Consider the following 25604-nt stretch of genomic DNA (forward strand, 5'->3'; position numbering starts at 1 on the left):
GCCGGAGATGTCCGGGCAAGGATCGATAAGTGGAAGAGGTGTTATGTTCTAGTGATGACCACAGTAACAAGCGGACTCTAGCATCAAAGTGTGATTTGTTTTGCATTGCGCAGGTTGCTGCAAGCAATGCAAATCGCTCGAAGCAACTTGATCTGCAGGGTGTTTCGCTATATGCGACAGAGATGCGTAATCGCGCACATCCTTTGACCGCAGTGCAGGCCTTGGCCGAGGGTCTTGCATCATGTACGCGACCGCCGCCTGCGCAGGTAAGGCCTGCGTCCTACTCCTGCACTTCGCGGTCTTCGCGCTTGGTTTCTTCCATCGATTCGGGTTCGAGTTCTTCGGCGCTGCGATTGAGTTTGACGAACACGCCCCAGGCGATCAGCAGCAGCGCTGCGCACGAGCCCACCGCGGCCGCGTAGGGCAGTTTGGCCGGGTCGGCGTGCATCAGCTCGAAGATCGACACCAGCGTCTCGATCGCCAGCGCAATCACGATCACCACGAAGAAGCGCGAGAGGTAACGGCGTACGCGAGTGGGGCCGCTGACCTTGACGTCGCGCAGGATCTCTTCTTCGAAGATGGTCTGGCCCAACTCCAGCGTCACCAGCGCCACCGTCAGCAGTCCGACCGCTTCCAGCACCACGTTGAAGCGGTCGCGCACCACCATGTCGCCGCCTGGCGTGAAGCCATGCCACAGCTCCAACCCGGCCATCGTGACCAAGCCCGCCGCGCACAGCACGAAGAAGGCCAGGATCACGAAGTGACCGGCACGGAACAGGTGGCTGAGCAGCTTCATGGCAGGCGCGAGGTGTAAGGGATGCAGAGCATCGTGTGCGTTGCGTCGTGGCGGTGCGAAGGCTGCGCCAGGCAAAGGCGCCCTCATCCGGCGCTTTGCGCCACCTTCTCCCGCTAGCGGGAGAAGGGATCTGCGGGGAGCACGTGGCGGAGTGGCAAGAAGGTCGCTGTGGCGGCGCGAAGGCGCCCTCATCCGGTGCTTCGCACCACCTTCTCCCGCGCGCGGGAGAAGGGATTTGCTGCTTCTTCCCCCGCCTGAGGGAGAAGGAATCGGCCGCTTTCTTCCCCCGCTTGCGGGGGAAGGTGCCCGAAGGGCGGATGGGGGCAGTGCATGCGCACGGCCGCCCACAACCCCATCAGCTATGCCGCAGCACCTGGTACGCCTGCAGATGCACATTGGCGGCCATCAGCGGAACGCGCCCTCATCCGGCGCTTGCGCCACCTTCTCCCGCTAGCGGGAGAAGGGACCCGCTGCTTCTTCCCCCGCCCGAGGGAGAAGGGATCGGCCGCTTTCTTCCCCCGCCTGCGGGGGAAGGTGCCCGAAGGGCGGATGGGGGCAGTGCATGCGCATGGCCGCCCACAATCCCATCAGCTATGCCGCAGCACCTGGTACGCCTGCAGATGCACATTGGCGGCCATCAGCAGCGGTGCATTGCGTCCGGTCTCGCGCACGCGCGCCAGCATGTCGCCGACGATCTGCGCCGCCTCCACGTCCTGGCCGGCTTCCAGGTCGCGCAGCATCGAAGCCTTGAGCGGCGAATCCACCTGCAGCAGCGTCTGCAGCGCCTTCGCACGCGCGGCCTCCGCAATCGGTTGGCCGGCCGCATCGGCGGCCCACAGGCATTCGTTGTACAGGCCATTGATCAGGGCGCGGCCATCATCGGTGGCCACGATCGCCCCGACCGGCGCGCGCATCAGACAGGTGGCCGCAGCCAGCGCGGTGAGGAAGCTGTACTTGTTCCATTGCTCCTGCGCGATCTGTGCGCTGGCCACGTGGTCGATCCCGGCCTGCGTGCAGGCCGCGGCGAAGGCCTGCACCCGCGCCGACTCCGCACTGCCATCGCGCTCGCCGAAGGTGATCGCCGCCGGCTTGCCCAGGTGCACGATCTCGCCGTGCTCGCCCTTGGTCGCGCTGATGAAGCACAGCCCGCCCAGCACACGCGCCGCGCCAAAGCGCGCATCCAGGGCCGCGTAGTGGCGCAGGCCGTTGAGGATGGGCAGCACCGTGGTGTGCTCGCCCACCGCCGGCGCGATCGCCTCGATGGCGCTGTCCAGGTCGTAGGCCTTGCAACTGAGGATCACCAGGTCGAAGGGCTGCCTCTCCACCAGCGCCGGCAGGCCTTGCGCAGTGACGTGTGCGACCGGCACGTCCGCATCGCCCAGCGGGCTGCGGATGCGCAGGCCATCGGCCTGCAACTGCACCGCACGCGCATCGCGTACCAGGAAGGTGACGTCCACGCCGGCCTGCGCCAGGCGGCCGCCGAAATAACCGCCGGTTCCGCCGGCGCCTAGGATCAACATGCGCATGGCCATCAGCTCCGCAAGCCCACGCCACGCCGCAGCAGCCACAGCGCCAGCGCGCTGAGCACCGCGACAAAGCCCAGCATCAGCGCATAGGCCACCCAGATCGGCACGTCCGAGCTGCCGAGCAGGCCGTAGCGGAAGGCGTTGACCATGTAGAAGATCGGATTGGCATGCGTGGCCGCCTCGGCCCAGCCGGGCAGCAATTTGACCGAATAGAACACGCCGCCCAGGTAGGTCAGCGGGGTCAGGATGAAGGTGGGCACGATCGCCACGTCATCGAACTTCTTGGCGTAGACCGCGTTGACGAAGCCGGCCAGCGAGAAGATGGTCGCGCCCAGCAGCACCGTGGTCAGCGTGACCAGCGGGTGCGGGATGCGCACCGGGGTGAAGAACATCGCAATGATCAGCACGATGGCCCCCACCATCACGCCGCGCAGCACCGCGCCGGCCACATAGCCCCACAGGATCACCCAGTTGGGCATCGGGCTGACCAGCAGTTCTTCCACATGGCGGCCGAACTTGGCGCCGAAGAAGCTCGAGGAGATGTTGCCGTAGCTGTTCTGGATCACGCTCATCATCACCAGGCCCGGCACGATGAACTGCATGTAGCTGTAGCCGCCCATCTCGCCCACACGCGAGCCGATCAGCCCGCCGAAAATCAAAAAGTACAGCGTCATGGTGATGGCCGGCGGCACCAGGGTCTGACCCCAGATGCGCAGGATGCGCTGCACTTCGCGGCGCACGATGGTGCCCAGCGCGATCCAGTTGCGCTGGCGGGGTGTTGCGGGCGTGGCGGACATCGACGGCTCCGAGGGACTCATGGGTGACCTGCCGGACGCGCGGGCGCTACTGCAGCAGGGGCCGGGGCGGCGGGACTCTCGCCGGGCCCGGTCAGGCGAACGAACAATTCTTCCAGCCGGTTGCTCTTGGTGCGCATCGAGCGCACCCGGATGCCGGCATCGCCCAGCGCGGCGAACACGCGGTTGAGGTCCATCGCGCGCGGCATGTCCAGGTCCAGCGTGTGGCCGTCGATGGCGGTGAGCGTGGTGCCTTCGATCGCCGGCAGCCGGGCGGGCAGTTCACCGTCGATATCGAACAGGAAGCCTTCCACGTCGAGCTTGGCCAGCAGCTCGCGCATCGGACCCTGTGTGACGATCTGGCCGTGGTTGATGATGGCCAGGTTGCGGCACAGGTGCTCGGCTTCTTCCAGGTAATGGGTGGTCAGGATGATGGTGGTGCCGGCGGCGTTGATGTCCTTGAGCACGCGCCACATGTCGCGGCGGATCTCGATGTCCACGCCGGCAGTGGGTTCGTCCAGGATCAGCAGGCGCGGCTGGGTCATCATGGCGCGGGCGATCATCAGCCGCCGCTTCATGCCGCCGGACAGCGTGCGGCTCATCACCTGGGCCTTTTCCCACAGATGCGCGCGGCGCAGTTCCGCTTCGGCCAGCGCCTCGGCCTCGCTGCGCGGCATGCCGTAGAAACCGGCGTAGTTGACCAGGATGTCGAAGGGTTTTTCGAACAGGTTGAAGTTGATTTCCTGCGGCACCAGGCCGATCAGCCGCATCGCCTCGCTGCGATGGGCGACCAGGTCGGTGCCGAACACGTGCACCTGCCCACCGGACAGATTCACCAGCGAGCTGATGATGCCGATCAGGGTCGATTTGCCGGCGCCGTTGGGGCCGAGCAGGGCGAAGAAATCGCCCGGGGCCACGTCCAGCGACACGCCCTTGAGCGCCTGGGTGCCGTTGTCGTAGGTCTTGCGCAGGTCGCACACGCGCAGGGCGGGCGTGCCGGGAGATGGGGAGTTCAAGCAGGATCCTTCGCGCCAGGGTCACGGCGCAGCGAGTTGCAGCCCGTTATTATAGAAGCCCGTGGGGGCTTGCCCCGATCACAGACTGTCCCAAATACGTTCGTGCCCGTTCAATTCCCTCTCAAGCTTGTCGACCGGCGCATGCTTGCGCCCACCGTGGCCCACTGCCAGTTCGTGCGTGATGACGGACAGCCGCTGGATTTCCAGCCCGGGCAGTTCATCCAGATCAATTTCGCCGCTGCCGACGGCACGCCGACCAAGCGCAGCTATTCGCTGGCGACCATCCACGACCACGCGCTGGGGCCTGGCGAGGCGGTGGACATCGCGGTGAGCTTCGTGCCCGGCGGCTCGGCCACGGCGCTGTTCGAAGGCCTGGAGATTGGCGACCAGCTGCAGGCCAGCGGGCCGTATGGCCGCTTCTGCCTGCAGGCCGGCGACCACAACCGGCGCTATCTGCTGATCGCCACCGGTACTGGCGTCACCCCATACCGCTCGATGCTGCCGTTGCTGGCCGAGGCAATCGCCAGCCGCGGCGTGCAGGTGGTGTTGCTGCAGGGCGCGCGCACCCCGGCCGAGCTGCTGTACGGCGAGGATTTCCGCGCGTTTGCCGATGCGCACCCACAGTTCCGCTATGTGCCGTGCTTCTCGCGCCAGTTGCCGGCCCAGCCGCATGCCGATGTGCGCCACGGCTATGTGCAACAGCAGTTGGCCGAGTTCGCGCCGGCGGCCGATGGCGATATCGCCTACCTGTGCGGCAACCCGGACATGGTGGACACCTGTGCCGAGGCGTTGAAGGCCGCCGGCCTGCCCAATGCACAGATCCGTCGCGAAAAATACGTCAGCTCGGCGCCGCCCAAGACCTGAGCAGGCGGAAGGCGCCGTGCGATAACCTCGGGCCTCCATGTGCAGGTGCTGCCTGCCAGGCGGTGGGCGGCCACGCTGTCGCTGCGCTACACCCGTGCTGCAGGGCGCTGCACTTCCACCGTGATGTGCACCAGTTCTTCGTGGATCTGCAAGGCGGTGCGCACCGCGTCTGCGTCGAGCTGCCCCTGGCTTACCAGGCTCACGACGCAGGCATAGCGGTCGCTGCCGACGCGCCAGACATGCAGGTCGGCGATGGCGATGGAGTGCGGGAACTCGGCGATGACCTGCCTGATGTCCGCCACGACCGGCGCATCCATTTCCGCATCCAGTAGCACGCGGCCGGTACTGCGCAGCAGCCCCCAGGCCCACACGGTGACCAACACCGCGCCGATCATGCCCATGAGCGGATCCAGCCAGGTCACGCCCCAGTACATGCCGGCAACCAGGGCCACGATGGCCAGCAGCGAGGTCGCGGCATCGGCCACCACGTGCAGGTACGCGGCCCGCAGATTGAGATCGCTGTGCGCATCGTGGCGGTGACCATGACCATGACCATGACCATGACCATGACTATGACCATGACCATGACCATGACCATGACCATGAGGTCCGTGGGTGTGCGCATGCCCGTGGCTGTCACGTCCGTGCGCGTGGCCATGCCCATGCCCATGCGAGTCGCGTAGCCACCATGCGCATACCAGGTTCACCAACAGGCCGATCACCGCAATGACAGTGGCTTCCTGATACTGGACGGGCTTAGGTGTGAACAGCCGCTCCACCGACTGGAATGCCATCAGCCCGGCCACGCCCAATAGCAGCAGCGCGCTGGTATAGCCGCCCAGCACTTCCACCTTCCAGGTGCCGAAGGTGAAGCGCGCATCGGTGGCATGCCGGCGCGCAAAGCGGTAAGCAAACAAGGCCAGGCCCAGTGCCAGCGCGTGCGAGCTCATGTGCCAGCCATCGGCAAGCAGCGCCATGGAGTTGAGGGTCCAGCCGCCGACGATCTCCACCACCATCATTCCCACGGTCAGGATGACGGCCTTGCGGGTACTGCGTTCGGCAAGCGGGTTGGCGCTGGCAAAGCGGTGCGACTGCGCGCAATGAGGCAAGGCCTGGGGAATCGACATCGGCAGGGGCTCTGGCTAGGATACCCCGGTAGGGTATCTCAGATACCCCCATGGGGTATATGGCGATGGCACATCTGAATCACGACAAATCCCGGCTGCTGGCGCGCGTGCGCAGGATCCGGGGGCAGGTGGAAGGTCTGGAAAAGGCGCTGGTACAGGACGTGGACTGCACTGCGCTGCTGACCCAGGTCGCTGCTTTCCGCGGCGCGGCGCAGGGCTTGATGGTGGAACTGCTCAGCGAGCACCTGAAACATCACGTGGCCATGCCACAGGCGCTGGCCGACCGCGAGCTGGCCGTCGACGACATCGCGGCCATCCTCAAGACCTACCTGAAGTAGACCGCTGGGCGGGTGCGGGTGCGGGTGCTGGTGCCGCCTTGCGCCGCGACCTGTAGGTCAACGCGGGCTGGCTCACAGGACCACTGCACTGCCGCCAGGCGGGTGGCCTGTATGCGGAAGCCTCGGGGACGCCGCGTACATCCTGATACCGAGTGCGCTGCCCACCCCCGCCCGACGAGCGCGTGCGACGGGGTGTGAGCCGCTCAGACACGCGTGCCGGCTGAGCCACATGCCGCCGGCCACACCCACGGCATGACGGCGGCGGTTGCCTCGCTCAGCGTGGCTCCAACGTCACCAGCACCACATCGTTGCTGCGCATCGGCACGCTCACCTCAGCCACGCCATCGGCGCCCACCCGCACGCGCCTGTCCTGCTCGGGCGTGTCGCGTGTGGCCTGCTGCAGCTGCGCCAGCTGCCTCGGGGCCAACGCCTTGGGCATGCCCATATCGATGTATAGCGACAGCGGGTCGTTGCGCCGGTAGCCGGTCTTGCGCACCTGCAGGCGGTATTCGCCGGCCGGCACCTGGCTCATGCGCAGCCGCAGTGGTGCGCTGTCGGTAGCCGCCACCAGCCTGGTATAGAACGGCGTATTGCTCACCGTCTGTGCCGGCTGTTGCCAATCCCACACCAGCGCGGCGATGCGCTTTCCATCCACCGCGGCCAGCGCATGCGCGTCGGACAGCGGAATGGCGCGGCCCTGCAGCGCATTCAAGTACTTGTAGGCAAACCAGGCCGGCTTGCGGATGCCTTCGCGATTCATCAGCCCGAACCCACCATGGAACGGCGTGGGTGGCGGGCCCGGTTCCTCGAACAGATCGGTATAGGTCCAGTAGCTCATGCCCTGCACCAGGCCCTGTACCTGCTTGAGTTTGGTCAGGATGTAGGGCGCGCTGATGTAGCTGTCGTGGACGTAATCGCGTGGAGTGTAACTGGCGCTCCACTCGGTGAAGTACAGCGGCAGCTGCGGATACGGCGAGGCCTGGATCTGCGCATGCACGCGGCGGACATCGCCGACGATGGCCTCCGGCGATGCGGACAGCTTGACGTCCTGCTTGCCGTCCTCATCGAGAAAGCCGCCGTCCACGCCATAGGTATGGGTGGTGACGAAATCGATCGGCAGCTTGTTCTTCGCCACGAAGGCCAGCAGCTCCGGCACCCAGTCCGCACCGGCGGTGGACGGGCCGCCGACGCGCAGCTGCGGATCGATCGCCTTGATGGTGCGCGCGGTGTTCGCGTACAGATCGAAATACGCCTGCTGGTCGGCGTTCTCCCAGAAACCGGCAAGGTTGGGCTCGTTCCACACCTCGAAATACCACTGCCGCACTTCCTCGGCGCCGTAGCGCGCGCGGATGTGCTGGATGAAGGCAGTGATCAGCTGCGTCCACTTGGCCGGATCCGGATGCGAGGTGTTGCCCTTCCAGTAGAAGATCGTCTGCTCGGAGGTCTTCATCGCGTTCGGGGTGAAGCCCAGCTCGACGAACGGACGGATGCGCTTGGCCAGCAGCGCATCGTAGAGCTGGTCCAGCTTGGTCCAGTCGTACACCAGTTTGCCGTCGACCTCCTTGACGGTGCCGAGCGCATCGTGGAAGACGTCGTGGAAGCGGATGTAGCGAAAGCCCAGCTCCTGCACCGCGGGCACCAGATGCGCCTGGGTATCGGGGCGGATCAACGTGCCCGGGAAATCCGAGCCTACCGACAGATCATAGAAACGATCCACCGGCTTGTCGGCGCTGGAGAGATCCACATCGATCGTGCGCGGTGACGCGTCACGTGCCAGGGCCGGCCATGCCATGCCGCAGGCCAGTGTCATCGCAAGCAGGGTATTCAACCGCATCGTCTCTCCTGATAGTGGGTACAGCGCCAGGGCGGACTGCATGCGCCTGTAGCGCACACAAGCGCCGTGTGACTGCCGTTGCGAGGTGGTCAAGAGTAGCGGAATCGGCGCAGGTGCCGTCGCGCGCCGATGCGCGCTTGCGCACGGCAATCGACACGGTAGCGCCCGTTGACGGGCGCATTGCCGGCCTGGAAGGCAGGGCGAGTGCGGCACCGTCGATGGGGCACTGCCATGCGGCGCGTGCGCCGCGTCGGGCGTTGCGGGCTTGCTGCGCAGATTGGCCACGCAGTGCGGCGGCGTTACAGGATGCCGGCGTTACGCCCAATGGCTGCAATGCGCTGGAACGGATGTAAAGGATGCTTGACATGGGGCGCAGCGGCGCGCACTCTGCCTGTCAAGGGTGCTTGACAGGGAGTGTAGGGTGAACAACGACCGGAACCGATCGTCCGCACGCGCGCACTGGTGCAGCGCTGCGATGCGGCGGCCATGCATGGGCGCGGCCTTGCAACAGCCGGTCTTGCAGCACAGGGCGGGCAGTGCGTCGGGAGATGCATGGTGAACGCAAAAACGGTGGCGGTTCGTGCGCTGCAGGTCGTCAGCGTCGCGCTGATACTGCTCGGTGGTGTGCGGCGTTGGCTGCCGTGGCAGATGAGCGACTACACCCAGGGTCTGCTGATCGGCTGCGGCATCGGCGGTTTGCTGGTGGCCCTGATGCTGTACGTGGGGCGCGGCAGTCTGCGCGACAGCGCACCGCCTGCGCTGGTACGCCGCTACCGCAAGGAGTTTGCGCCACCGATGCTGGGCTATGTCGCGGTGATGCTGTGCTGGAGGCACTTGCTGGCCAGCGTGCAGACCAACGCGATGCGTGTGCTGATTGCACTGCTGCCCGCGCTGCTGTTGATGCTGGCGATCCGCGCGGTGGCGCGTTTCGTGCGCGATTCGGATGAAATGCAACGCCGCATCGAATTGGAGTCCATTGCCATTGCCGCCGGCCTGGTCAGCATGACCTATATGACGGCCGGTTTCCTGCAATCGGCGCAATTGATCGCGGTGCCGGCAGCGGCCGCGATGATCTGGGTGTTTCCGGCGCTGTGCATGACCTATGGGTTCACCAAGGCCATCAACGCGCGCCGCTATCAATGAACAGCCGCGTGCGTGCGTTGCGCGAGGCCAATGGCTGGTCGCAAGGCGAACTGGCCGAACAGCTGGGCGTCTCGCGGCAGACCATCAATGCGCTGGAAACCGGCAAGTACGATCCCAGCCTGCCATTGGCGTTCCGCATCGCGCGCCTGTTTGGCGAGCCGATCGAGCAGGTGTTTCTGTATGAAGAAGAGCAGTAGCTGCGGCGGTCACACACGGCCGGCAGCACCGTCACGGAACAGGCACTAGGAGAGCTGGAATGGGAAAACGACTCACGCTGGCCGCGGCAGTGCTGGCCGTGTTGCTGGCCGCCGGATGCCAGCGCACGCCGGCGCCGGCGGGCGGCAACACCGATGCATCCGCACCCGGCAGCAGGCAACCGCGCAGCGCAGCCACGCAGGCTGCCACCATCGCTGGCACCCGGTACGGCCGGCTGCAGTTCGTACCGTGCACGCTCAGCTCCGGCAGCGCTGCGGGAAACATCGAGGCGCAATGCGCGCAACTGCAGGTCGCGGAAAATCCCGCTGCACCGAAGGGGCGGCAGATCGCGCTGAAGATCGCCTGGCTGGAAAGCGATGCCGGTGGCGGCACGACGCAGGACCCGGTGTTCTTCATCGCCGGCGGGCCGGGGCAATCGGCCACCGAGGTTTCGGCCATCGCTGCGGCCGCGTTGCGTGAAGTGCGCAAGACGCGCGACATCTTCCTGGTCGATCAACGCGGCACCGGCGGTTCGCATCCATTGCGCTGCGACCATCCCGATGGCACGCCGCTGCAGGCGGAGATCTCCTCCGACCCGGAGGCGATGCTGGCCTACGTGCGCCAGTGCGCACTGGCGCTGAGCGCATATGCCGATCCACGCTACTACACCACCGCCGAGGCGATCGGCGATCTGGATGCGGTCAGGGCGGCCCTGGGCGTGCCGCAGATCGATCTGGTCGGGGTGTCCTACGGCACGCGCGTTGCGCAGCACTACGCCAGGCGCTATCCCGCGCACACGCGAGCGATCGTGCTCGATGGCGTGGCCCCCAGCGACCTGGTCATCAGTGGCGAGTTCGCACGGACCTTCGAAGATGCGCTCACGCTGCAGGCCGAGCAATGCCGCTCCAATCCGGCATGCCACGCGCGCTTTCCCACCGATGTGCGCGCGCAACTGCGGAGCATCATGGAGCGGCTGCGCAAGGAGTCGCCGGAGGTGGACTACCGCGATTTGCGGACCAACGCGGTCAAGCGCGATCGGGTGACGGCCGATGCGGTGATCGGCCTGGCGTTCATGTTCTCCTATGCGCCACAGAGCGCGGCATTGCTGCCGCTGGTGCTGGACGAAGCGGCCGCCGGGCGCTACGCGCCGCTGATGGCGCTGTCGCACATGGACATGCAGATCAACCAGCCGATGCAATGGTCGGTGGTGTGCGCCGAGGACGCGGATCGCTATCGGCCAAGCCCGGCGCACCAGGCGCTGTTGCTGGGCGAGGAAGTGCCGCGCAGCGTGTTTGCCGCCTGCCCGGTGTGGCCCACCGGCAAGCGCGCCGCCGACTTCACCGCGCCGCTGCGCTCGCAGGTGCCGGCGCTACTGCTGTCCGGTCAACTGGATCCGGTGACGCCGCCACGCTATGCCGAGGTGGTGCTCAAGGGCCTGCCGAACGGTCGGCATCTGGTGGCGCCCGGCCAGGGCCACAGCGTCATGGCCCTGGGCTGCATGCCCAAGCTGATGGCCCAGTTTCTGGAAAGCACCGACGCGCGCGCGCTGGACGCGCGCTGCGTGGCCGATCTTTCCGCCGTCCCCGCCTTCACCTCGTTCAACGGATGGGAACCATGAGCCGCATCGAGCACGCCACGGAGGCGCACGCATGATCGTCGTCGAGAATCTGCACAAGTCGTTCAAGACCAAGACCGGCGTGGTGAAGGCGGTCGACGGGGTCGGTTTCAGCGCAGCCGATGGCCAGATCACCGGACTGCTCGGGCCCAACGGTGCCGGCAAGACCACCACCTTGCGCATGCTGTACACGCTGATGTCGCCCGACCAGGGGCGCGTCACCGTCGATGGCGTGGATGCCGCGCTCGACCCGGTGACGGTACGCCGCGCGCTGGGCGTGCTGCCGGATGCGCGCGGCGTGTACAAGCGCCTGACCGCACGCGAGAACATCGCCTACTTCGGCGAGCTACACGGCATGAAGCGTGCGCAGATCGCGCAGCGCACGCAGCTGCTGGCCGGCGCGCTGGACATGGGCGATATCCTCGACCGCCAGACCGAAGGCTTCAGCCAGGGCCAGCGCACCAAGACCGCGATTGCGCGGGCGCTGGTGCACGACCCGCGCAACGTGATTCTGGACGAGCCCACCAACGGGCTGGACGTGATGACCACGCGTGCCATGCGTGGATTCCTGCAGCAACTGCGTGCCGAAGGACGCTGCGTGATCTTCTCCAGCCACATCATGCAGGAGGTGGCAGCGCTGTGCGATCGCATCGTCATCGTCGCCAAGGGCACGGTGGTGGCCTCCGGCAGCGCCGACGAACTGCGTGCGGCCACCGGGGAAGACAATCTCGAAGACGCCTTCGTCAAGGCGATCGGATCGGAAGAGGGACTGCACGCATGAGCAAGACATCCCCGATGGGCACCTTGTGGACGGTGCTGCGCAAGGAACTGCGCGATATCTCGCGCGACCGCCGCACGCTGGCGCTGGCCCTGCTGCTGTCGCCGTTGCTGTATCCGATCCTGATCCTCGGCATGGGCGCGTTGAGCGAAAGCCGCGTGCGTACCCAGATCGACAAGCCGCTGGACATTCCCACGCTCGGTCGCGAGCACGCTCCCAATCTGGTGCGTTTCCTGGCCGCGCAGGGGCTCAACGCCGTCGCGCCGCCGGCCGACATGACCGCGGCCATTCGCAACCAGGATGTGGATGTGGCGCTGCGCATCAGCGACAGCTATGCGCAGGACTGGCGCGAAGGGCGTCCGGCGCTGGTGGAGGTCATCAAGGACAGCACCCGCCGCGAGGCCGACGTGCCGAGCATGCGCCTGCAGGCGGCCTTGAGTGCCTACAGCCAGCAGGTGGGTGCACTGCGCCTGTTGGCGCGTGGCATCGACGCGCAGGTGGGCCGGCCGCTGGAGGTGGCCGCGCAGGACCTGGCCACCGCCGATGCCAAGCGCGGCCAGGTCATGGCGATGCTGTTGCCGGTGCTGCTGGTGATCACCTCGTTCCTGGGCGGCGCCTCGCTGATCCTGGACGCCACCGCCGGCGAGCGCGAACGCCAGTCGCTGGAGCCGTTGCTGGCCACGCCTGCGCCACGCGGCGCGATCGTCAGCGGCAAGATCGCCGCCGCCTGCGTGATCGGCATGGTATCGCTGCTGCTCACCTTGCTGGCATTCAAGCTCAGCGCGCAGTTGTCCAGCTCCAATCTGGGGCGCCAGCTCAATGTCGGCTTCGTGCCGATGCTGCAGATGCTGTTCATCCTGGTGCCGATGCTGTTCGTGGGGACCTCGTTGCTGACCTATCTGGCCGCAGCGGCCAAGAGCATGAAAGAGGCGCAGGCGCACATGACCTGGCTGCTGCTGCTGCCGATGCTGCCGGGCTATGCATTGATGGCGTATCCGCTGAAGACCCAGCTATGGCAGTTCGCGGTGCCGTTCCTGGCGCAGAACCAGATGCTGCTCAAGGTGATCCGCCACGAGACCATCGATGCGCAGACCTGGGCGGTGTATCTGCTGGCCGGCTTCGGCGTGGCCGCGTTGCTGTGGTACGCGGCGGTGCGCCGGTATCACCAGGAGCGCCTGGCGATTTCCGGGTGATGTGTCCTTCTCCCGCCGGGAGAAGGTGGCGCGCAGCGCCGAATGAGGGTACGGATTGCCAATACGAATGCACGGTGACGCATGGTGATGTTGAATGATTGAGCGTCCTTGCTGTCCGCTTAGATCGGCTAACAAAACGTAGCGAGCGGCCGCCAGGCGGGCGCGCAGTAGTTTTGCTAGCTGCTCTTGGTGCGTGACGTCCACTTGGTCGCCGTACCCTCACCCCAACCCCTCTCCCGCAGGAGAGGGGCTTTACTCCTTCTCCCCTCGGGAGAAGGTGCCCGAAGGGCGGATGAGGGTACGGATGGCCAATACGAATGCACGGTGACGCATGTTGATGTTGAATGATTGAACGTCCTTGTTGTCTGCTTAGTGCGTGACGTCCACTTGGTCGCCGTACCCTCACCCCAACCCCTCTCCCGCAGGAGAGGGGCTTTAATCCTTCTCCCTTCGGGAGAAGGTGCCCGAAGGGCGGATGAGGGTACGGATGGCCAGCCACCAAAAAGCCCGCATCGCTGCGGGCTTTTTGGTGAGCGCCTGGTTTTTGCCAGAAGTGCAGTGCATCAATTGTCAGCAACCATCAACCATCAACCATCAACAAACAACGCACCAACGCAGCCGCGTGCAGAGCCGCGCAATCGCCCAGCCACCCACTCAGCCACCTGGGTTGAACGACAACGTGCGGCGGGTGGTCACCGGTGCGGCCACCGGTTCGAAGCGCCAGCGCTTCACGGCGTTGAGCGCCTCTCGGTCGAACACGCGCGGCGGATTGGCCCGCAACACGCGCGAGGCGGTGATCGAGCCGTCGGTGCCGACGGTGATCTCCACCAGTACTTCGCCGGAGGTACCGGCGCGCAGTGCTTCGGGCGGGTAACGCGGTGCGGGGGTGCTGATCGGGCGCAGCGATTGCGCCGCCGGTGCAGCCGCGGCGGGCGCCGGCGTCGGGCGAGGCGCAGCGGCGGTCGGCGCGGCCGGTTCGGCCTGGCGCCTGGCCGCAGCCTGGCGCTCGGCTTCGGCCGCCTGCTGGCGGGCGGCTTCCTGCTGGGCGGCGATCTGCTGGGCAGCGGCGGCCTCGCGGGTCTGCTGTTCGGCCAGGCGCTTCTGCTCGGCGGCCTGCTTGGCCTTGTCCTCGACCAGCTTCTTGGCCTGCTCGGCATCCTGCTCGGAACGGCTGGCAGCGGTCTTCATGGCGGTGTCCAGGCCGCTCTTCAGGCGCGGCAGTGCCGGCGCCTTCGGGTCGACCTTTTCGATCAGCGCGATCAACCGCTGCGCCTCGGGGAATTCTTCACGGCTGATGCCCTGTTCGGCGGCGATCAGGGTGTACGGCAGCAGGTCAGTCAGCGCGCTGTTGACGGTGGCGTCCTGCGGCTGCTTCTCGCGCAGCGCCAGGTAGTACTCCACCGCGTTGTCGCCTGCCGGGGCGTACATGCGGTTGTCCTGCAGCGCCTTGGTGGCCGATTCGCGCAACTGGTCGGTGGCCATCGACTGCACCTGCGGCGACACCGCGGTGGCCGGCGTCGGCGCCTGTGCGGCTGGCGTGGTGCCGGCAGCTGGCGTGGTGGTGGCGGCCTTGTATTCCTGCTTGGAGCAGGCGGCCAGGCCAACCAGCAAAATGACCGGCGCGATCCGGCGTGCCATACGGCCCTGTGTCAGATCCAACATGCGTCCCCCTTACCCCGAGTGCGAAAGATAGCGTTGCGGCGAGCGCCGGCCATTGTTCCCGCAATGGACGGCAATGCCGCAATCTAGCATTGCTGGGGCGGTGTAAGCCAAGGGTTGCGCATGCCGGATGCGAAATTCATCGTGCCGGGCTCGCCAGTGCGGCGTCGGCCGGCACCCGGGCGGGCGGGTCGGGCAGCGGGGCGGCCGGGCAATGGTGGCGCAGAAAGTCCGCATGCGGCGGCAACCTGGCCACGGTGGCGTCCACGCGCTGGCGGATACCCTCCAGGAAGTGGCTCAGCTCCGCGTCGCCCATCAGGTCGGCCACCGGATGGTGCTGGCGCGGCGTGATGCCCTGGCCCAGCATCACCTGCACCCACGAATTCTCCGCAAACAATTCGTTGGCGCGATGGAACACCCGCCCGCTTTCGCGGAACAACGCGATCCGGTGGCGCAGCGAGTCGGGGATGTCCATGGCCGCGCAGTCGCGCCAGAACGGCGTGTCGCGGCGATCGGTGGCGTGGTAGTGCAGGATCACAAAATCGCGGATGTGGGCGATCTCGTCGGCGGCCTGGCGGTTGTATTCGGCGATGTCCACCGGGTGGATGACCTGCGGGAAGGTCTGCAGCAGGCGCACGATGCCGCGTTGGATCAGGTGGATGTTGGTGGATTCGATCGGCTCCAGGAAGCCGCTGGCCAGCCCCAGCGCCACGCAGTTCTTCTCCCACACGCGGTGGCGCTGGTTGGGGGTGAAGCGCAGCGCACGCGGCTCGGTCAGCGCGCGCCCCTGCAGGTTGCGCTCCAGTGCCGCGCGGGCGCTGTCCTGGTCGGTGTAGCGGCTGGAATAGACGATGCCGTTGCCCACCCGGTGCTGCAGCGGAATGCGCCACATCCAGCCGGCCTGGTCGGCGCGCGCGCGGGTGTAGGTCACGGGTGGGCCCACCGACTCGGTCTGCACCGCCAGCGCGCTGTCGGCGAATAGCCACTGCGACCAGTCCTCGCTGCCCACGCCCAGCGTCTTGCCGATCAGCAAGCCGGCAAAGCCGGTGCAGTCGACGAACAGGTCGCCGTCCACGCGGGTGCCGTCCTGCAATGTCAGTGCGGTGAGGAAGCCGCTCTCCGGGTCGGTCTCGACCTGGCCGATGCGCCCCTCGATGCGGCGCACGCCGAAGCCTTCGCTGAAGCGGCGTAGGAAGCGCGCGTACAGGCCGGCATCCAGATGGTAGGCATAGTTCATGCCGCCGCTGGGCAGGTGCGCAAAGCGCCCTTGCTGGGCGGCGCGCAGTTCCAGGCAGTAGTCGCCGAAGTCGCGCGCCACCCCGCGCTGCTGGCCCTTCAGCCAGAAGTGGTGGAAGCCTGCGCTCCAGTGATCGGTGCCGGTATGGCCGAAGGAGTGGATGTAGTGCCTGTCCACATCGCGCCAGTGCTCGAAGGCGATGCCGAGCTTGAAGGTGGCCTGGGTGGCGGCCATGAAGGCGGCCTCGTCGATCTCCAGCAGGCGATGGAAGGTGACCAGGCTGGGAATGGTGGCTTCGCCCACGCCCACGGTGCCGATTTCGTCCGATTCCACCAGGGTGATCTGCAGGTGACGCCCCAGCAGCTTGGACAGGGCGGCGGCGGCCATCCAGCCGGCGGTGCCGCCACCGGCGATGACCACGCGCCGCACCGGGCGCTTGCATGGGTCGGAAGCGGGGCTCGGGTCCATCGGCAGTCCTCAGCGATTCAAGCGTTGCAGCAGCCGCGCGCGCAGGGCGCGGGCACGGGTGTCGTCCATCGGCGCGAGCACCCCGCGTGCGGCCTCAGGCACGTGTGCGGCGGTGTGCGCATCCGGCTCGAACACGTAGTGGCGGAACACTTCCTGCCAGGTGGCGCGCTGCTCGGGCGGCAGGTCGCGCACGGTGAGCAGCGCCAGCATCAGCGCGTTCATCGGCGAATCCATGTAGGCCGGGCTCTGCCGCCACCAGAAATTCACCAGCACGTTGAAGCCGTCCAGCGCCTGGACGTGATGCCACCACATGCTGGGAATGAACAGCGCATCGCCCGGCTCCAGTTCGGCCACCACCGCGTGCTCCAGCGCCTGCGCGTAGCGCGGAAAGCGCTGCAGATCCGGCGCGGTGATGTCCACCAGGCTGATCGGCTGCCCGGCCGGGGTCAGGTCCAGCGGGCCGATGTAGAGATTGGCCAGCTGGTCCGGCGGAAACAGGGTGAAGCGGCGGCGCCCGGCCACCACGCAGGCCAGGTTGTCCGGCAGGTCCTGGTGGGCGGCGATGCGGGTGCGGTTGCCGATCCAGATGCTGCCCAGCGGCGCGGCCTGCGGCAGCGCGATCGGGTTGGCCTCGCGCAGGCCGGGCAGGTAGGTGTCCAGCGTGGTGGAGCCGACATAGATTGTCGGCGGCCGGGCGCTGTCCAGGTCGCGCAGCAGCGTGTCCAGCACCACGCCCAGCGGCACGCGCTCGGGGCGGAAATTGAAGCCGCTCAGCTCCGCGTTGTAGAAGAAGCGCCCGCCGATTTCCGGCGGCCCGACCTGCGCCACCACCGCCTCGCCGCGGTCGAAGCCGCGCAGGTAGGCGGCAGCGGCCTGCGCGGACTGCGCGCCGGCACGGGCCAGCGGCCAGTCGCGCACCAACCCGCGCAGCACCAGCGGCGTGGTCGAGCGCAGCAGCGCCGGATCCAGCTGCTGCGGATCCAGGCCATGGCGTTCGTCGATGGCGCGCGGCTCAGCCGGCATGGCGGCGGTTGAGGCGTTCGAGCAGGTGACGGAATTGCGCGACCGAGGCCACCGCCATGTACAGCGGTTCCAGGTCGCCGTGGCGGTGCAGGTCCAGCAACGCGGTCTTGCCGAGCCCGCGCAGGCGCTCCTCGTGCACGGTGTGCAGGCCGGCCAGGCGGCAGTCCAGGCCATTGTCCAGGGTGGCTTCGAACACGAACGGTTCCAGCAGTTCGTAACGCAGCAGGCGTTCGACGAAGGCATCGCTGGCCGCCATCCCATCGTGCAGCGTGCGCAGCAATTGGCTGATGTGATACAGGAAATCGGTGGTGCCGCCGTGTTCGCGGAACAGCAGTTCGCCGTCCTGGGTGCTCACGCGCGGGCTGTCCAGATCCACGTGCACCATCGGCCCTTCCGGTTGCTGGCCGATCAGGAACGGTTGGCGCTGGATCGCCAGCGGAATATACGGCGCATCCCAGCGCGCGCCGTCCAGGAACAGGTTTTCGCCAAGACGCAGGCCCAGCAAGGCCAGCGGCTGAAACCGCCCGCTGTCGCTGCGGTGGAACACGATTGGGTACTGCCCCTGCAGCTGGCGGAACTCCTGCGGAAAGGTCGCCGCCGACATCACGTCGTCGCCATAGGCGGCGCCACGGGCGGTGATCACGCGCAGATCGCGGTGATCGAGATTGTTCAACAGCACGGCATTGGTCATGGGGGTCGCTATATCACGCGGGGGCGCGTGGCCCATGCTTGGACATTTGCCCATCGCGCGGCAAGTGCCAAAGATGCCGCATCCGGCACTGCGAGAAGGGTTGCAGCAGCGTCCCGGCAGCGGTGCCGCCGGGACGCCTGGTACAGGCCTCAGATCACCAGAACTTGTAGCGCAGGCCCAGCATGTAGCGCGGGCCGGTCTGGGTGGCATACACGATCTGGTTCGGATGCCGGCCGTGCTGGCGCTGCACTTCGTCGGTGAGGTTGATCGCCTCCAGGCTCAGCGACAGGTTCTCGTTCCACTGGTAGCCGATGCTCAGGTCCAGCTGGCCATAGGCCTCGGTATAGACCGGGTTGGGCTGGCCACTGCCGTCGAAGCGCGCGGCCAGGAACTCGTCGCGCCAGTTGTAGGCCGCACGCACCTGCCACTTGTCCTTGTCGTAGAAGCCGACCACGTTGGCCGAATCGCTCAGGCCTTCCAACGCGAACTGCTCGCCGATCACCGCGTTGTCGTAGGTCAGCCCGGAGTCGACCATGGTGTAGTTGGCCGACACGCCGAAGCCGCTGGCGCCGAACATGTGCTGCAGGTTGAATTCCCAGCCGTCCAGCGATGCCGAGCGCTGGTTGGCCGGCGCGGTGATGGCGAAGTTGGCCACCGGGTCGCCGGGCTGCCCGCTGATCACGCCGGTGGCATTGCCGTTGGCATCGTCCGCGCCCCGCACCACACCCGGCGCGCCGCCGCGGTTACGGAAGATGTAGTTGCGGATACAGGTCAGGTCGGCCGAGGCGCAGCCATTGGCCAGCGCTTGGTTCCAGTACGCACCGCCGATCGGTGTGTTCAATCCCAGCGAGGTGTCGTTGCGCGTGGTCACGCCGATATAGTTGTCGATGTTCTTGCGGAAGAAGCCCACCGAGGCGTAGCTGGCATCGCTGTAGTACCACTCCAGCGACAGGTCGATGTTGTGCGAGAGCAGCGGCTTCAGGCCGGGGTTGCCCTCCTGGCCGGTGCCGCCCTCCAGACGCGCGATCTGGTTGAGCGTCTGCCCGCCCTGGATATCGCCCCAGCCCGGACGGCCGATGGTTTCACCGTAGCTGCCGCGCAGCACCAGGTCTTCGGTGAGCTTGAAGCTCAGGTCCAGGCTGGGCAGCCAGTATTCGTACTTGCCGCTGGCGCCGGAAAACGCCGAGTCGGCCAGGCGGATCGGCAACTCGTTGTTGGCGACCCAGTCGATGCCTACCGCCACCGGCACCAGCGCCTGCGCGTCCACCTTGGTTTCCTCGTAACGCACGCCGGCGGCCAGGCTGATCGGCACGCGCAGGTCGTCCCAGCTGTTGTTCCACTGCAGGTAGGCGTTCTTGGACTTTTCGGTGACGCGGCGGTCGGTGGTGAACACCGGCGAGATGCGGTACAGCGCGTCGTCGCCGGCGGCCTGCGCAGCGGCCTGGCGTGCACGCTCGAAATCGAACAGGAACAGCTGGTTGAACTGCGCCGGATTGCCGCTGCCATCGATCGCATCGAAATACTGCGCGAACGAGCTGGGAATCCACAGGTCGTCCGGATAATCGGCCGCGGTGCCGTTGCCGCCCCAGGTATCGCGCTGCACGTTGGAGAACGCCGAGCGGTTCTTGACCTCGGTGCTGCCGATACCGAACTTCAACTGCGAATAGTTCTCGAAGGTGAAGTCGCCGTTGACCTGCGCCTGGTCGATCTCCGACTTCATGTAGCTGTTGCGGAAGGCCGAGCCGGTGACCAGCGTACGCGAGGGATCCAGCGCAGTCAGGCCAAAGCCCAGCTGCTGCTGCAGCACCGGGAAATCCTTGCTGAAATCCACCACCGAGGTGCCGCGGTAGAAGCCGGACACGCCCAGCGAGTTGCTCGAGCCGTACGGGCTGTCTGCGCCGGCTTCGGCGGTGGAGCGGTGGATGTCGAAATTGAGCTTGAACTGATCGTTCACCGCCCAATCCACGTTGAAGCCCAGCGACTTGTTCTGGTTGCGCGTGGCCGCCTTGGAGCCGGCGGTGGCCAGGTCGCTGGTGGCCGGATCGACGATTTCCGAATAGGTGATCGGGCCGGCGACCGGCCCATTGGTCCAGGCGCTGGCCGACGGGCCATAGTTGAACCACACCGACATCTCGTTGCGCTGCTGCTGGATCTTGTTTTCCGAGTAGGTGTAATCCAGCGTGGTGGTGATGTTGTCCAGCGGCTTGTACTGCAGCACCAACTGACCGTTGGTGCGCTGGCGTTCGACGCCGACCACGCGGTAGTTGAGGTTCTGCGGCACCGAGTAGATATCGTTCGGGCCGGGGCGGTTGACGATGTTTTCCGAGCCCGGCGCGCCCGGCTGCGGGATGGTGCCGTAGGCGGTGGAATCGCCGCGGAACGAACGCCAGCCATTGGGCACGCCGACCTGGCTATAGCCGAAGTCGCGTTCCTGGTAGCTGCCGCTCAGCGACACGCCAAAGCGTCCATCGTCCGAGGTGGTGCTGAAGATGCCGGAGATTTCCGGCGTCAGCGAATCGCCCTGCAGGCGGCCGGGCAAATTCTCGTTGGAGGCATCGTGCACGCCCTTGAGGCCGACATTGGCATGCATGCCCGGGTTGTCCAGCGGGCGGGCCGTCTTGATATTGATGGTGGCACCGATGCCGCCGGTGGGTGTGCTGGAACGGCTGGTCTTGAACACCTCGATGCCGGAGATCGACTCCGACGCCAGGTTGGCGAAGTCGAACGCGCGCGAGTTGGAGGCATTGGATTCCTCGATGCTGGCGCCAGGCATCTGGCGACCGTTCAACAGCACCAGGTTGAAGTCGGGGCCGACGCCGCGCACGGTGACGCGCGAGCCTTCGCCCAACGAACGGTCGATCGACACGCCGCTGATGCGCTGCAGGGACTCGGCCAGGTTGGTATCGGGAAACTTGCCGATATCTTCGGCCACGATGCCGTCGACGATGCCCTGCGCGTCGCGCTTGACGTTCATCGACGAGGTGAGGCTGCCACGGATACCGCTGACCTGGACGGTGTCGAGGGTGGCAGGGTCGGCCTGGCTGGAGCCAGGGACGGTAGAGGCCGACTGCGGCGCCGGCGCGGTCTGCGCGGCCAGCGGAGTCGACAGGGCGAACAACAAGGCAGACGTCAAGCGCCGCGTGCGCGGCAGGGTGCGTAGCTCTCTCACGATGATTCCATCCCCAAGCAAAGAAGCCGGCCCCGAGCGGGACAGGCAAAGGTCAGTGGTGCAATCGCGCATTTGTTAGCGCGGGCTTAACAAAGTCAATTTGCACTGCAGCATCGGTCGCGAGCCAATCGCGTCACACATCGTTCCAGCACAGGCGTCGTTCAGCGCACGCGCGGGCAATCGCTTGCCCGTACCATCGGGCGTCGATGGCATGGCAGGGAGTCGGGATTGGTCATTCGGGATTGGCAGGCTTGTCGCGCTCGCGCGCATGCAATCTCCACCCCATTGCCGAATCCCGTCCCGAAGGGATCACCCCGACCGACAAGGCCAGGCGCAGGGTCGGCTTGGCCGCAGGCCAGCTTGCAAGCCGTTGACGCGTGGCGATGCAAGCTCATGGCGGCCGTGTCGTCCCAGCCGCGCATCACCCCCTCACGTACCGGAGCACGCATGATCGACCTGTATTACTGGCCCACCCCCAACGGCCATAAAGTCACCTTGTTCCTGGAAGAAGCCGGGCTGGACTACACCCTCAAGCCGGTGAACATCGGCAAGGGCGAGCAGTTCGAGCCGGCGTTTTTGCAGATTTCGCCCAACAACAAGATGCCGGCCATCGTCGACCATGCGCCGGCCGGCGGCGGCGCGCCGCAGAGCGTGTTCGAGTCCGGCGCGATCCTGCTGTATCTGGCCGAGAAGACCGGCCGCTTCCTGCCACGCGATGCGCGCGGTCGCATCGCCGCGCTGGAGTGGCTGTTCTGGCAAATGGGCGGGCTGGGTCCGATGACCGGCCAGATGGGTCACTTCAACGTCTACGCGCCGGAAAAGATCGCCTATGCCATCGACCGCTACAACGCCGAAGTGCGCCGCCTGCATGGCGTGCTGGACAAGCGTCTGGCCGATCATGCGTTCCTGGCCGGCAACGATTACGGCATTGCCGACATGGCCAGCTATCCCTGGCTGGAAGTCTATGGCGACCTCAAGCCCGACTTCGCAGCATTTCCCAATCTGCACCGCTGGCACGCCGCCATCGCCGCCCGCCCGGCCACCCAACGCGCATACGCGCTCAAAGAGCAGGTCAACCCCAACGCAGGCAAGCCGCTCAGCGACGAAGAGCGCAAGCACCTGTTCGGCAAGCGCTAAGGCAGCGTGGTAGGAGCGGTTGCGCAACCGTACACACGGGCAAAGCGGCTGCTGTTGCGACTGCACAGCAAGCAGCAACAGCAAGCAACAACAGCAAGCCGCAATAGCATCACCACTCGCAGTGTTGGCAGTAGTAGCGGCTAACGAGCGCAGTAACCGCATGCGACACACTCGCGGCGGCTCAAGCCCCTCTCCCTCCGGGAGAGGGGTTGGGGTGAGGGTACGCACGTAGCGCCAGACCTGCCGCGCCCTGCAATCTGCTACACATGAAATGCGCATGCAGCATCCGCAGCGCGCCCACTGCAACCAGCTCGCGTACGCTTCTATCGGCCCAAAGCAGAGCGACCCCAGCCCCGGTACACCCTGCATTACTCGCACACAACCACGCGTACAGCTCTGATCGCGCACACGCACCACCGCCACGCTTCTCAAACACGCCACGCGCCCGCATCCTGTGCGCTGTCTTCCGACAGGATCTTCAATGCGCGCCCTGTTCGCCGCCCTTGCCCTCATGCTCAGCACCGTTCCCATGGTCCACGCCGAAAAACTCACCCTGGAGGCCATCACCGGCCCGTTGCCGCTGTCCGGCCCGACGTTGATGAAGCCCAAGGTGGCCCCGGACGGCTCGCGCGTGAGCTTCCTGCGCGGCAAGGACAGCGACCGCAACCAGCTGGACCTGTGGGAATACGACATCGCCAGCGGCCAGACCCGGCTGCTGGTCGATTCCAAGGTGGTGCTGCCCGGCACCGAGACCTTGAGCGATGTCGAAAAGGCCCGGCGCGAACGCCAGCGCATCGCCGCCTACGCCGGCATCGTCGATTACCAATGGGCGCCGGATGCGCACGCGCTGCTGTTTCCGCTCGGCGGCGAGCTGTATCTGTACGACCTGCGCAAGACCGGCGCGGCGGCCGTGCGCCAGCTCACCCATGGCGAAGGTTTCGCCACCGACGCCAAGCTCTCGCCCAAGGGCGGCTTCGTCAGCTTCGTGCGCGAGCGCAACCTGTGGGTGATCGACCTGGCCAGCGGCAAGCAGCTGCAGCTCACCGGCGACGGCAGCGACACCATCGGCAATGGCGTGGCCGAATTCGTCGCCGACGAGGAAATGGACCGCCATACCGGCTACTGGTGGGCGCCGGACGATTCGGCGATCGCCTTCGCGCGCATCGACGAATCCCGCGTGCCGGTGCAAAAGCGCCCGGAGGTGTATGCCGACCACACCGAGGTGGTGGAGCAACGCTATCCGCAGGCCGGCCAGCCGAACGTGGCCGTGCAATTGGGTGTGATCGCCCCGCGCGCAGGCGCGAGGCCGCACTGGATCGACCTGGGCACGAACCCGGACATCTATCTGGCAAGGGTGGACTGGCGCGACCCACAGCGGTTGACGTTCCAGCGCCAGTCGCGCGATCAGAAAACCCTCGAGCTGATCGAAACCACGCTTGCCAGCGGCGCGCAGCGCACGCTCGTGACCGAAACCTCGCCTACCTGGGTGCCGCTGACCAACGACCTGCGGTTCCTCAAGGACGGCCGCTTCATCTGGAACTCCGAGCGTAGCGGTTACGAGCACCTGTATGTGGCATCGGAAGACGGGCGTATGCTGACCCCGCTGACCTCCGGCCCCTGGGTGGTCGATGCGCTGCTCGCCGTCGATGAGCAGGCCGGGCAGGTGTATTTTTCCGCCAGCAAGCAGTCGCCGACCCAGACCCACATCTACGCCGTGCCGCTGGGCGGCGGCGCGATACAACGGCGTTCTGCCATCCACGGCACGCATGCAGCCAGCTTCGCCGGCAATGCCAGCGTGTATGTCGACACCTGGTCCAATACCACCACCCCGCCGCAGATCGAGCTGTTTCGCGCCAATGGCGAAAAAATCGCCACTCTGTTGAAGAACGATCTGGACGACCCGCAGCATCCCTATGCCAGGTACCGCGACGCGCAGCGGCCGGTGGAGTTCGGCACGCTGACCGCCGCCGACGGCAAGACGCCATTGCAGTACCGCCTGACCAAGCCGGAGCAATTCGACCCGGCCAGGCGCTATCCGGTCATCGTCTATGTCTACGGCGGCCCCGCTGCACAGACCGTACTCGATGTCTGGCCCGGCCGTGGCGATGCCCTGTTCGACCAATACCTGGCCCAGCGCGGCTACGTGGTGTTCTCGCTGGATAACCGCGGCACCCCGCGGCGTGGCCGCGACTTCGGTGGTGCGCTGTACGCCAGGCAGGGCACGGTGGAAGTGGAGGACCAGCTGCAGGGCGTGGCCTGGCTCAAGCAGCAACCCTGGGTCGATGCCAAGCGCATCGGCGTGCAGGGCTGGTCCAATGGCGGCTACATGACGCTGATGCTGCTGGCAAAACACAGCGACGCCTATTCCTGCGGCGTGGCCGGCGCCCCGGTCACCGATTGGGGCCTGTACGACACGCACTACACCGAGCGCTACATGGACCTGCCGGCAGCCAATGCCGCCGGTTATCGCGATGCGCGTGTCGCCACCCACCTGGACGGCCTGCGCGCAAAGTTGCTGTTGATCCACGGCATGGCCGACGACAATGTGCTGTTCACCAATTCCACCGCGCTGATGAGCGAGCTGCAGCAGCGCGGCACCGCATTCGAGCTGATGACCTACCCCGGTGCGAAGCACGGCTTGTCCGGCAGCACGGCGCTGCACCGTTACAAGACCGCCGAAGCGTTCCTGGCGCGCTGCCTGATGCCGTGATGCTGGACGCGCGCCATGTGCAATCACTCGTCTCCATCGAACTAGCCAGTTCCGACCGCCTCGTGTAGCGGATTGCACTTCAGGCCTATCGCACGCCATCTCCGGCGTGCTCGATGGTGTTGCGATGCCGCCGCGGATGCTTCTGAATTTCCAATCGGCATGGAATGAAGGCGCGATTGGGTATTGGGCGATGAGAATAATGTCTGGCGACACCAAGCGTGGCGCTCTCACCTCAATTTTTATTAAAGCCGCCGGTCAAGCTCCGGGCTGTGCGATCACGTCGCCAGCAGG

At 66.3% G+C, this 25604-nt stretch carries 20 protein-coding genes; 9 read left to right on the forward strand and 11 right to left on the reverse strand.

Annotated features, from left to right (window positions below; all coding sequences use genetic code 11):
* Positions 1-280: 280 nt before the first annotated feature.
* The 4 genes from ACCQ05_RS01555 to ACCQ05_RS01570 form a co-directional block, all read right to left on the reverse strand.
* Positions 281-796 carry a hypothetical protein gene (locus ACCQ05_RS01555; RefSeq protein WP_104540720.1) on the reverse strand — a complete coding sequence of 172 codons (516 nt, stop codon included), beginning with the start codon at positions 794-796 and terminating at the stop codon, positions 281-283.
* A gap of 587 nt (positions 797-1383) precedes the next feature.
* Positions 1384-2328 carry a 2-dehydropantoate 2-reductase gene (panE, locus tag ACCQ05_RS01560; protein ID WP_228964054.1) on the reverse strand — a complete coding sequence of 315 codons (945 nt, stop codon included), beginning with the start codon at positions 2326-2328 and terminating at the stop codon, positions 1384-1386.
* Positions 2328-3140, reverse strand: a complete 813-nt coding sequence (locus tag ACCQ05_RS01565; protein WP_228964053.1) for an ABC transporter permease — start codon at positions 3138-3140, stop codon at positions 2328-2330. Before ACCQ05_RS01565 ends, panE begins: the two co-directional genes overlap by 1 nt.
* On the reverse strand, positions 3137-4132 hold the full coding sequence (locus tag ACCQ05_RS01570; protein WP_228964052.1) for an ABC transporter ATP-binding protein: 996 nt from the start codon (positions 4130-4132) through the stop codon (positions 3137-3139). The genes ACCQ05_RS01565 and ACCQ05_RS01570 overlap by 4 nt, the downstream gene beginning before the upstream one ends.
* 36 nt (positions 4133-4168) lie before the next feature.
* Here ACCQ05_RS01570 and ACCQ05_RS01575 point away from each other — a divergent pair, with 36 nt between their 5' ends.
* Complete coding sequence (locus ACCQ05_RS01575) at positions 4169-4996, forward strand: ferredoxin--NADP reductase (RefSeq protein ID WP_228964050.1); 828 nt, start codon at positions 4169-4171, stop codon at positions 4994-4996.
* Between the two features lie 86 nt (positions 4997-5082).
* Here the strand turns inward: ACCQ05_RS01575 and ACCQ05_RS01580 are convergent, their stop codons facing one another.
* Positions 5083-6123, reverse strand: coding sequence for a cation diffusion facilitator family transporter (locus ACCQ05_RS01580; protein ID WP_372392716.1), 1041 nt, complete (start codon positions 6121-6123; stop codon positions 5083-5085).
* A 65-nt stretch (positions 6124-6188) separates the two neighbouring features.
* Here ACCQ05_RS01580 and ACCQ05_RS01585 point away from each other — a divergent pair, with 65 nt between their 5' ends.
* Positions 6189-6461 carry a metal/formaldehyde-sensitive transcriptional repressor gene (locus ACCQ05_RS01585; protein WP_228964046.1) on the forward strand — a complete coding sequence of 91 codons (273 nt, stop codon included), beginning with the start codon at positions 6189-6191 and terminating at the stop codon, positions 6459-6461.
* Positions 6462-6735: 274 nt separating this feature from the next.
* On the opposite strand, the gene ACCQ05_RS01590 is transcribed toward ACCQ05_RS01585, so the two are convergent.
* Positions 6736-8295, reverse strand: coding sequence for a GH39 family glycosyl hydrolase (locus ACCQ05_RS01590; protein WP_372392717.1), 1560 nt, complete (start codon positions 8293-8295; stop codon positions 6736-6738).
* A 552-nt stretch (positions 8296-8847) separates the two neighbouring features.
* Between ACCQ05_RS01590 and ACCQ05_RS01595 the strand changes: the two genes are divergently transcribed.
* From ACCQ05_RS01595 to ACCQ05_RS01615, 5 genes are read left to right on the forward strand one after another with little or no spacing between them, the layout of a single operon-like run.
* Positions 8848-9438, forward strand: a complete 591-nt coding sequence (locus ACCQ05_RS01595; protein ID WP_372392718.1) for a hypothetical protein — start codon at positions 8848-8850, stop codon at positions 9436-9438.
* Positions 9435-9635, forward strand: a complete 201-nt coding sequence (locus tag ACCQ05_RS01600; protein ID WP_104540726.1) for a helix-turn-helix transcriptional regulator — start codon at positions 9435-9437, stop codon at positions 9633-9635. The genes ACCQ05_RS01595 and ACCQ05_RS01600 overlap by 4 nt, the downstream gene beginning before the upstream one ends.
* A 59-nt stretch (positions 9636-9694) precedes the next feature.
* The gene (locus ACCQ05_RS01605; RefSeq protein ID WP_228964042.1) at positions 9695-11251 is read left to right on the forward strand and encodes an alpha/beta hydrolase; all 1557 of its coding nucleotides are present in this window, start codon (positions 9695-9697) and stop codon (positions 11249-11251) included.
* 31 nt (positions 11252-11282) lie between these two features.
* Positions 11283-12029, forward strand: coding sequence for an ABC transporter ATP-binding protein (locus tag ACCQ05_RS01610; protein WP_228964041.1), 747 nt, complete (start codon positions 11283-11285; stop codon positions 12027-12029).
* A complete protein-coding gene (locus tag ACCQ05_RS01615; protein WP_372392719.1) occupies positions 12026-13219 on the forward strand; it encodes an ABC transporter permease in 1194 nt (397 codons plus the stop codon). The genes ACCQ05_RS01610 and ACCQ05_RS01615 overlap by 4 nt, the downstream gene beginning before the upstream one ends.
* Before the next feature lie 654 nt (positions 13220-13873).
* Here the strand turns inward: ACCQ05_RS01615 and ACCQ05_RS01620 are convergent.
* The 5 genes from ACCQ05_RS01620 to ACCQ05_RS01640 form a co-directional block, all read right to left on the reverse strand.
* Positions 13874-14881 carry an energy transducer TonB gene (locus ACCQ05_RS01620; RefSeq protein ID WP_372392720.1) on the reverse strand — a complete coding sequence of 336 codons (1008 nt, stop codon included), beginning with the start codon at positions 14879-14881 and terminating at the stop codon, positions 13874-13876.
* A 136-nt stretch (positions 14882-15017) separates the two neighbouring features.
* A complete protein-coding gene (locus ACCQ05_RS01625; protein ID WP_372392721.1) occupies positions 15018-16583 on the reverse strand; it encodes a tryptophan halogenase family protein in 1566 nt (521 codons plus the stop codon).
* Between the two features lie 9 nt (positions 16584-16592).
* Positions 16593-17606, reverse strand: coding sequence for a cupin-like domain-containing protein (locus tag ACCQ05_RS01630; RefSeq protein ID WP_372392722.1), 1014 nt, complete (start codon positions 17604-17606; stop codon positions 16593-16595).
* The gene (locus ACCQ05_RS01635) at positions 17596-18297 is read right to left on the reverse strand and encodes a SapC family protein (RefSeq protein ID WP_167394548.1); all 702 of its coding nucleotides are present in this window, start codon (positions 18295-18297) and stop codon (positions 17596-17598) included. Before ACCQ05_RS01635 ends, ACCQ05_RS01630 begins: the two co-directional genes overlap by 11 nt.
* Before the next feature lie 154 nt (positions 18298-18451).
* A complete protein-coding gene (locus ACCQ05_RS01640) occupies positions 18452-21466 on the reverse strand; it encodes a TonB-dependent receptor (RefSeq protein WP_372392723.1) in 3015 nt (1004 codons plus the stop codon).
* A 447-nt stretch (positions 21467-21913) separates the two neighbouring features.
* Here ACCQ05_RS01640 and ACCQ05_RS01645 point away from each other — a divergent pair, with 447 nt between their 5' ends.
* Together ACCQ05_RS01645 and ACCQ05_RS01650 are read left to right on the forward strand one after the other, a co-directional pair.
* Positions 21914-22603: a glutathione binding-like protein gene (locus ACCQ05_RS01645; RefSeq protein ID WP_372392724.1), complete on the forward strand. Its 690-nt coding sequence runs from the start codon at positions 21914-21916 to the stop codon at positions 22601-22603.
* A 481-nt stretch (positions 22604-23084) separates the two neighbouring features.
* Positions 23085-25313 (forward strand): S9 family peptidase, encoded by a 2229-nt coding sequence (locus ACCQ05_RS01650; RefSeq protein WP_372392725.1) that lies wholly within the window; start codon positions 23085-23087, stop codon positions 25311-25313.
* Positions 25314-25604: the final 291 nt, after the last annotated feature.

Source organism: Xanthomonas sp. NCPPB 3582, from assembly GCF_041475735.2.
In the GTDB taxonomy this organism is placed as follows: Bacteria; Pseudomonadota; Gammaproteobacteria; order Xanthomonadales; family Xanthomonadaceae; genus Xanthomonas; species Xanthomonas codiaei.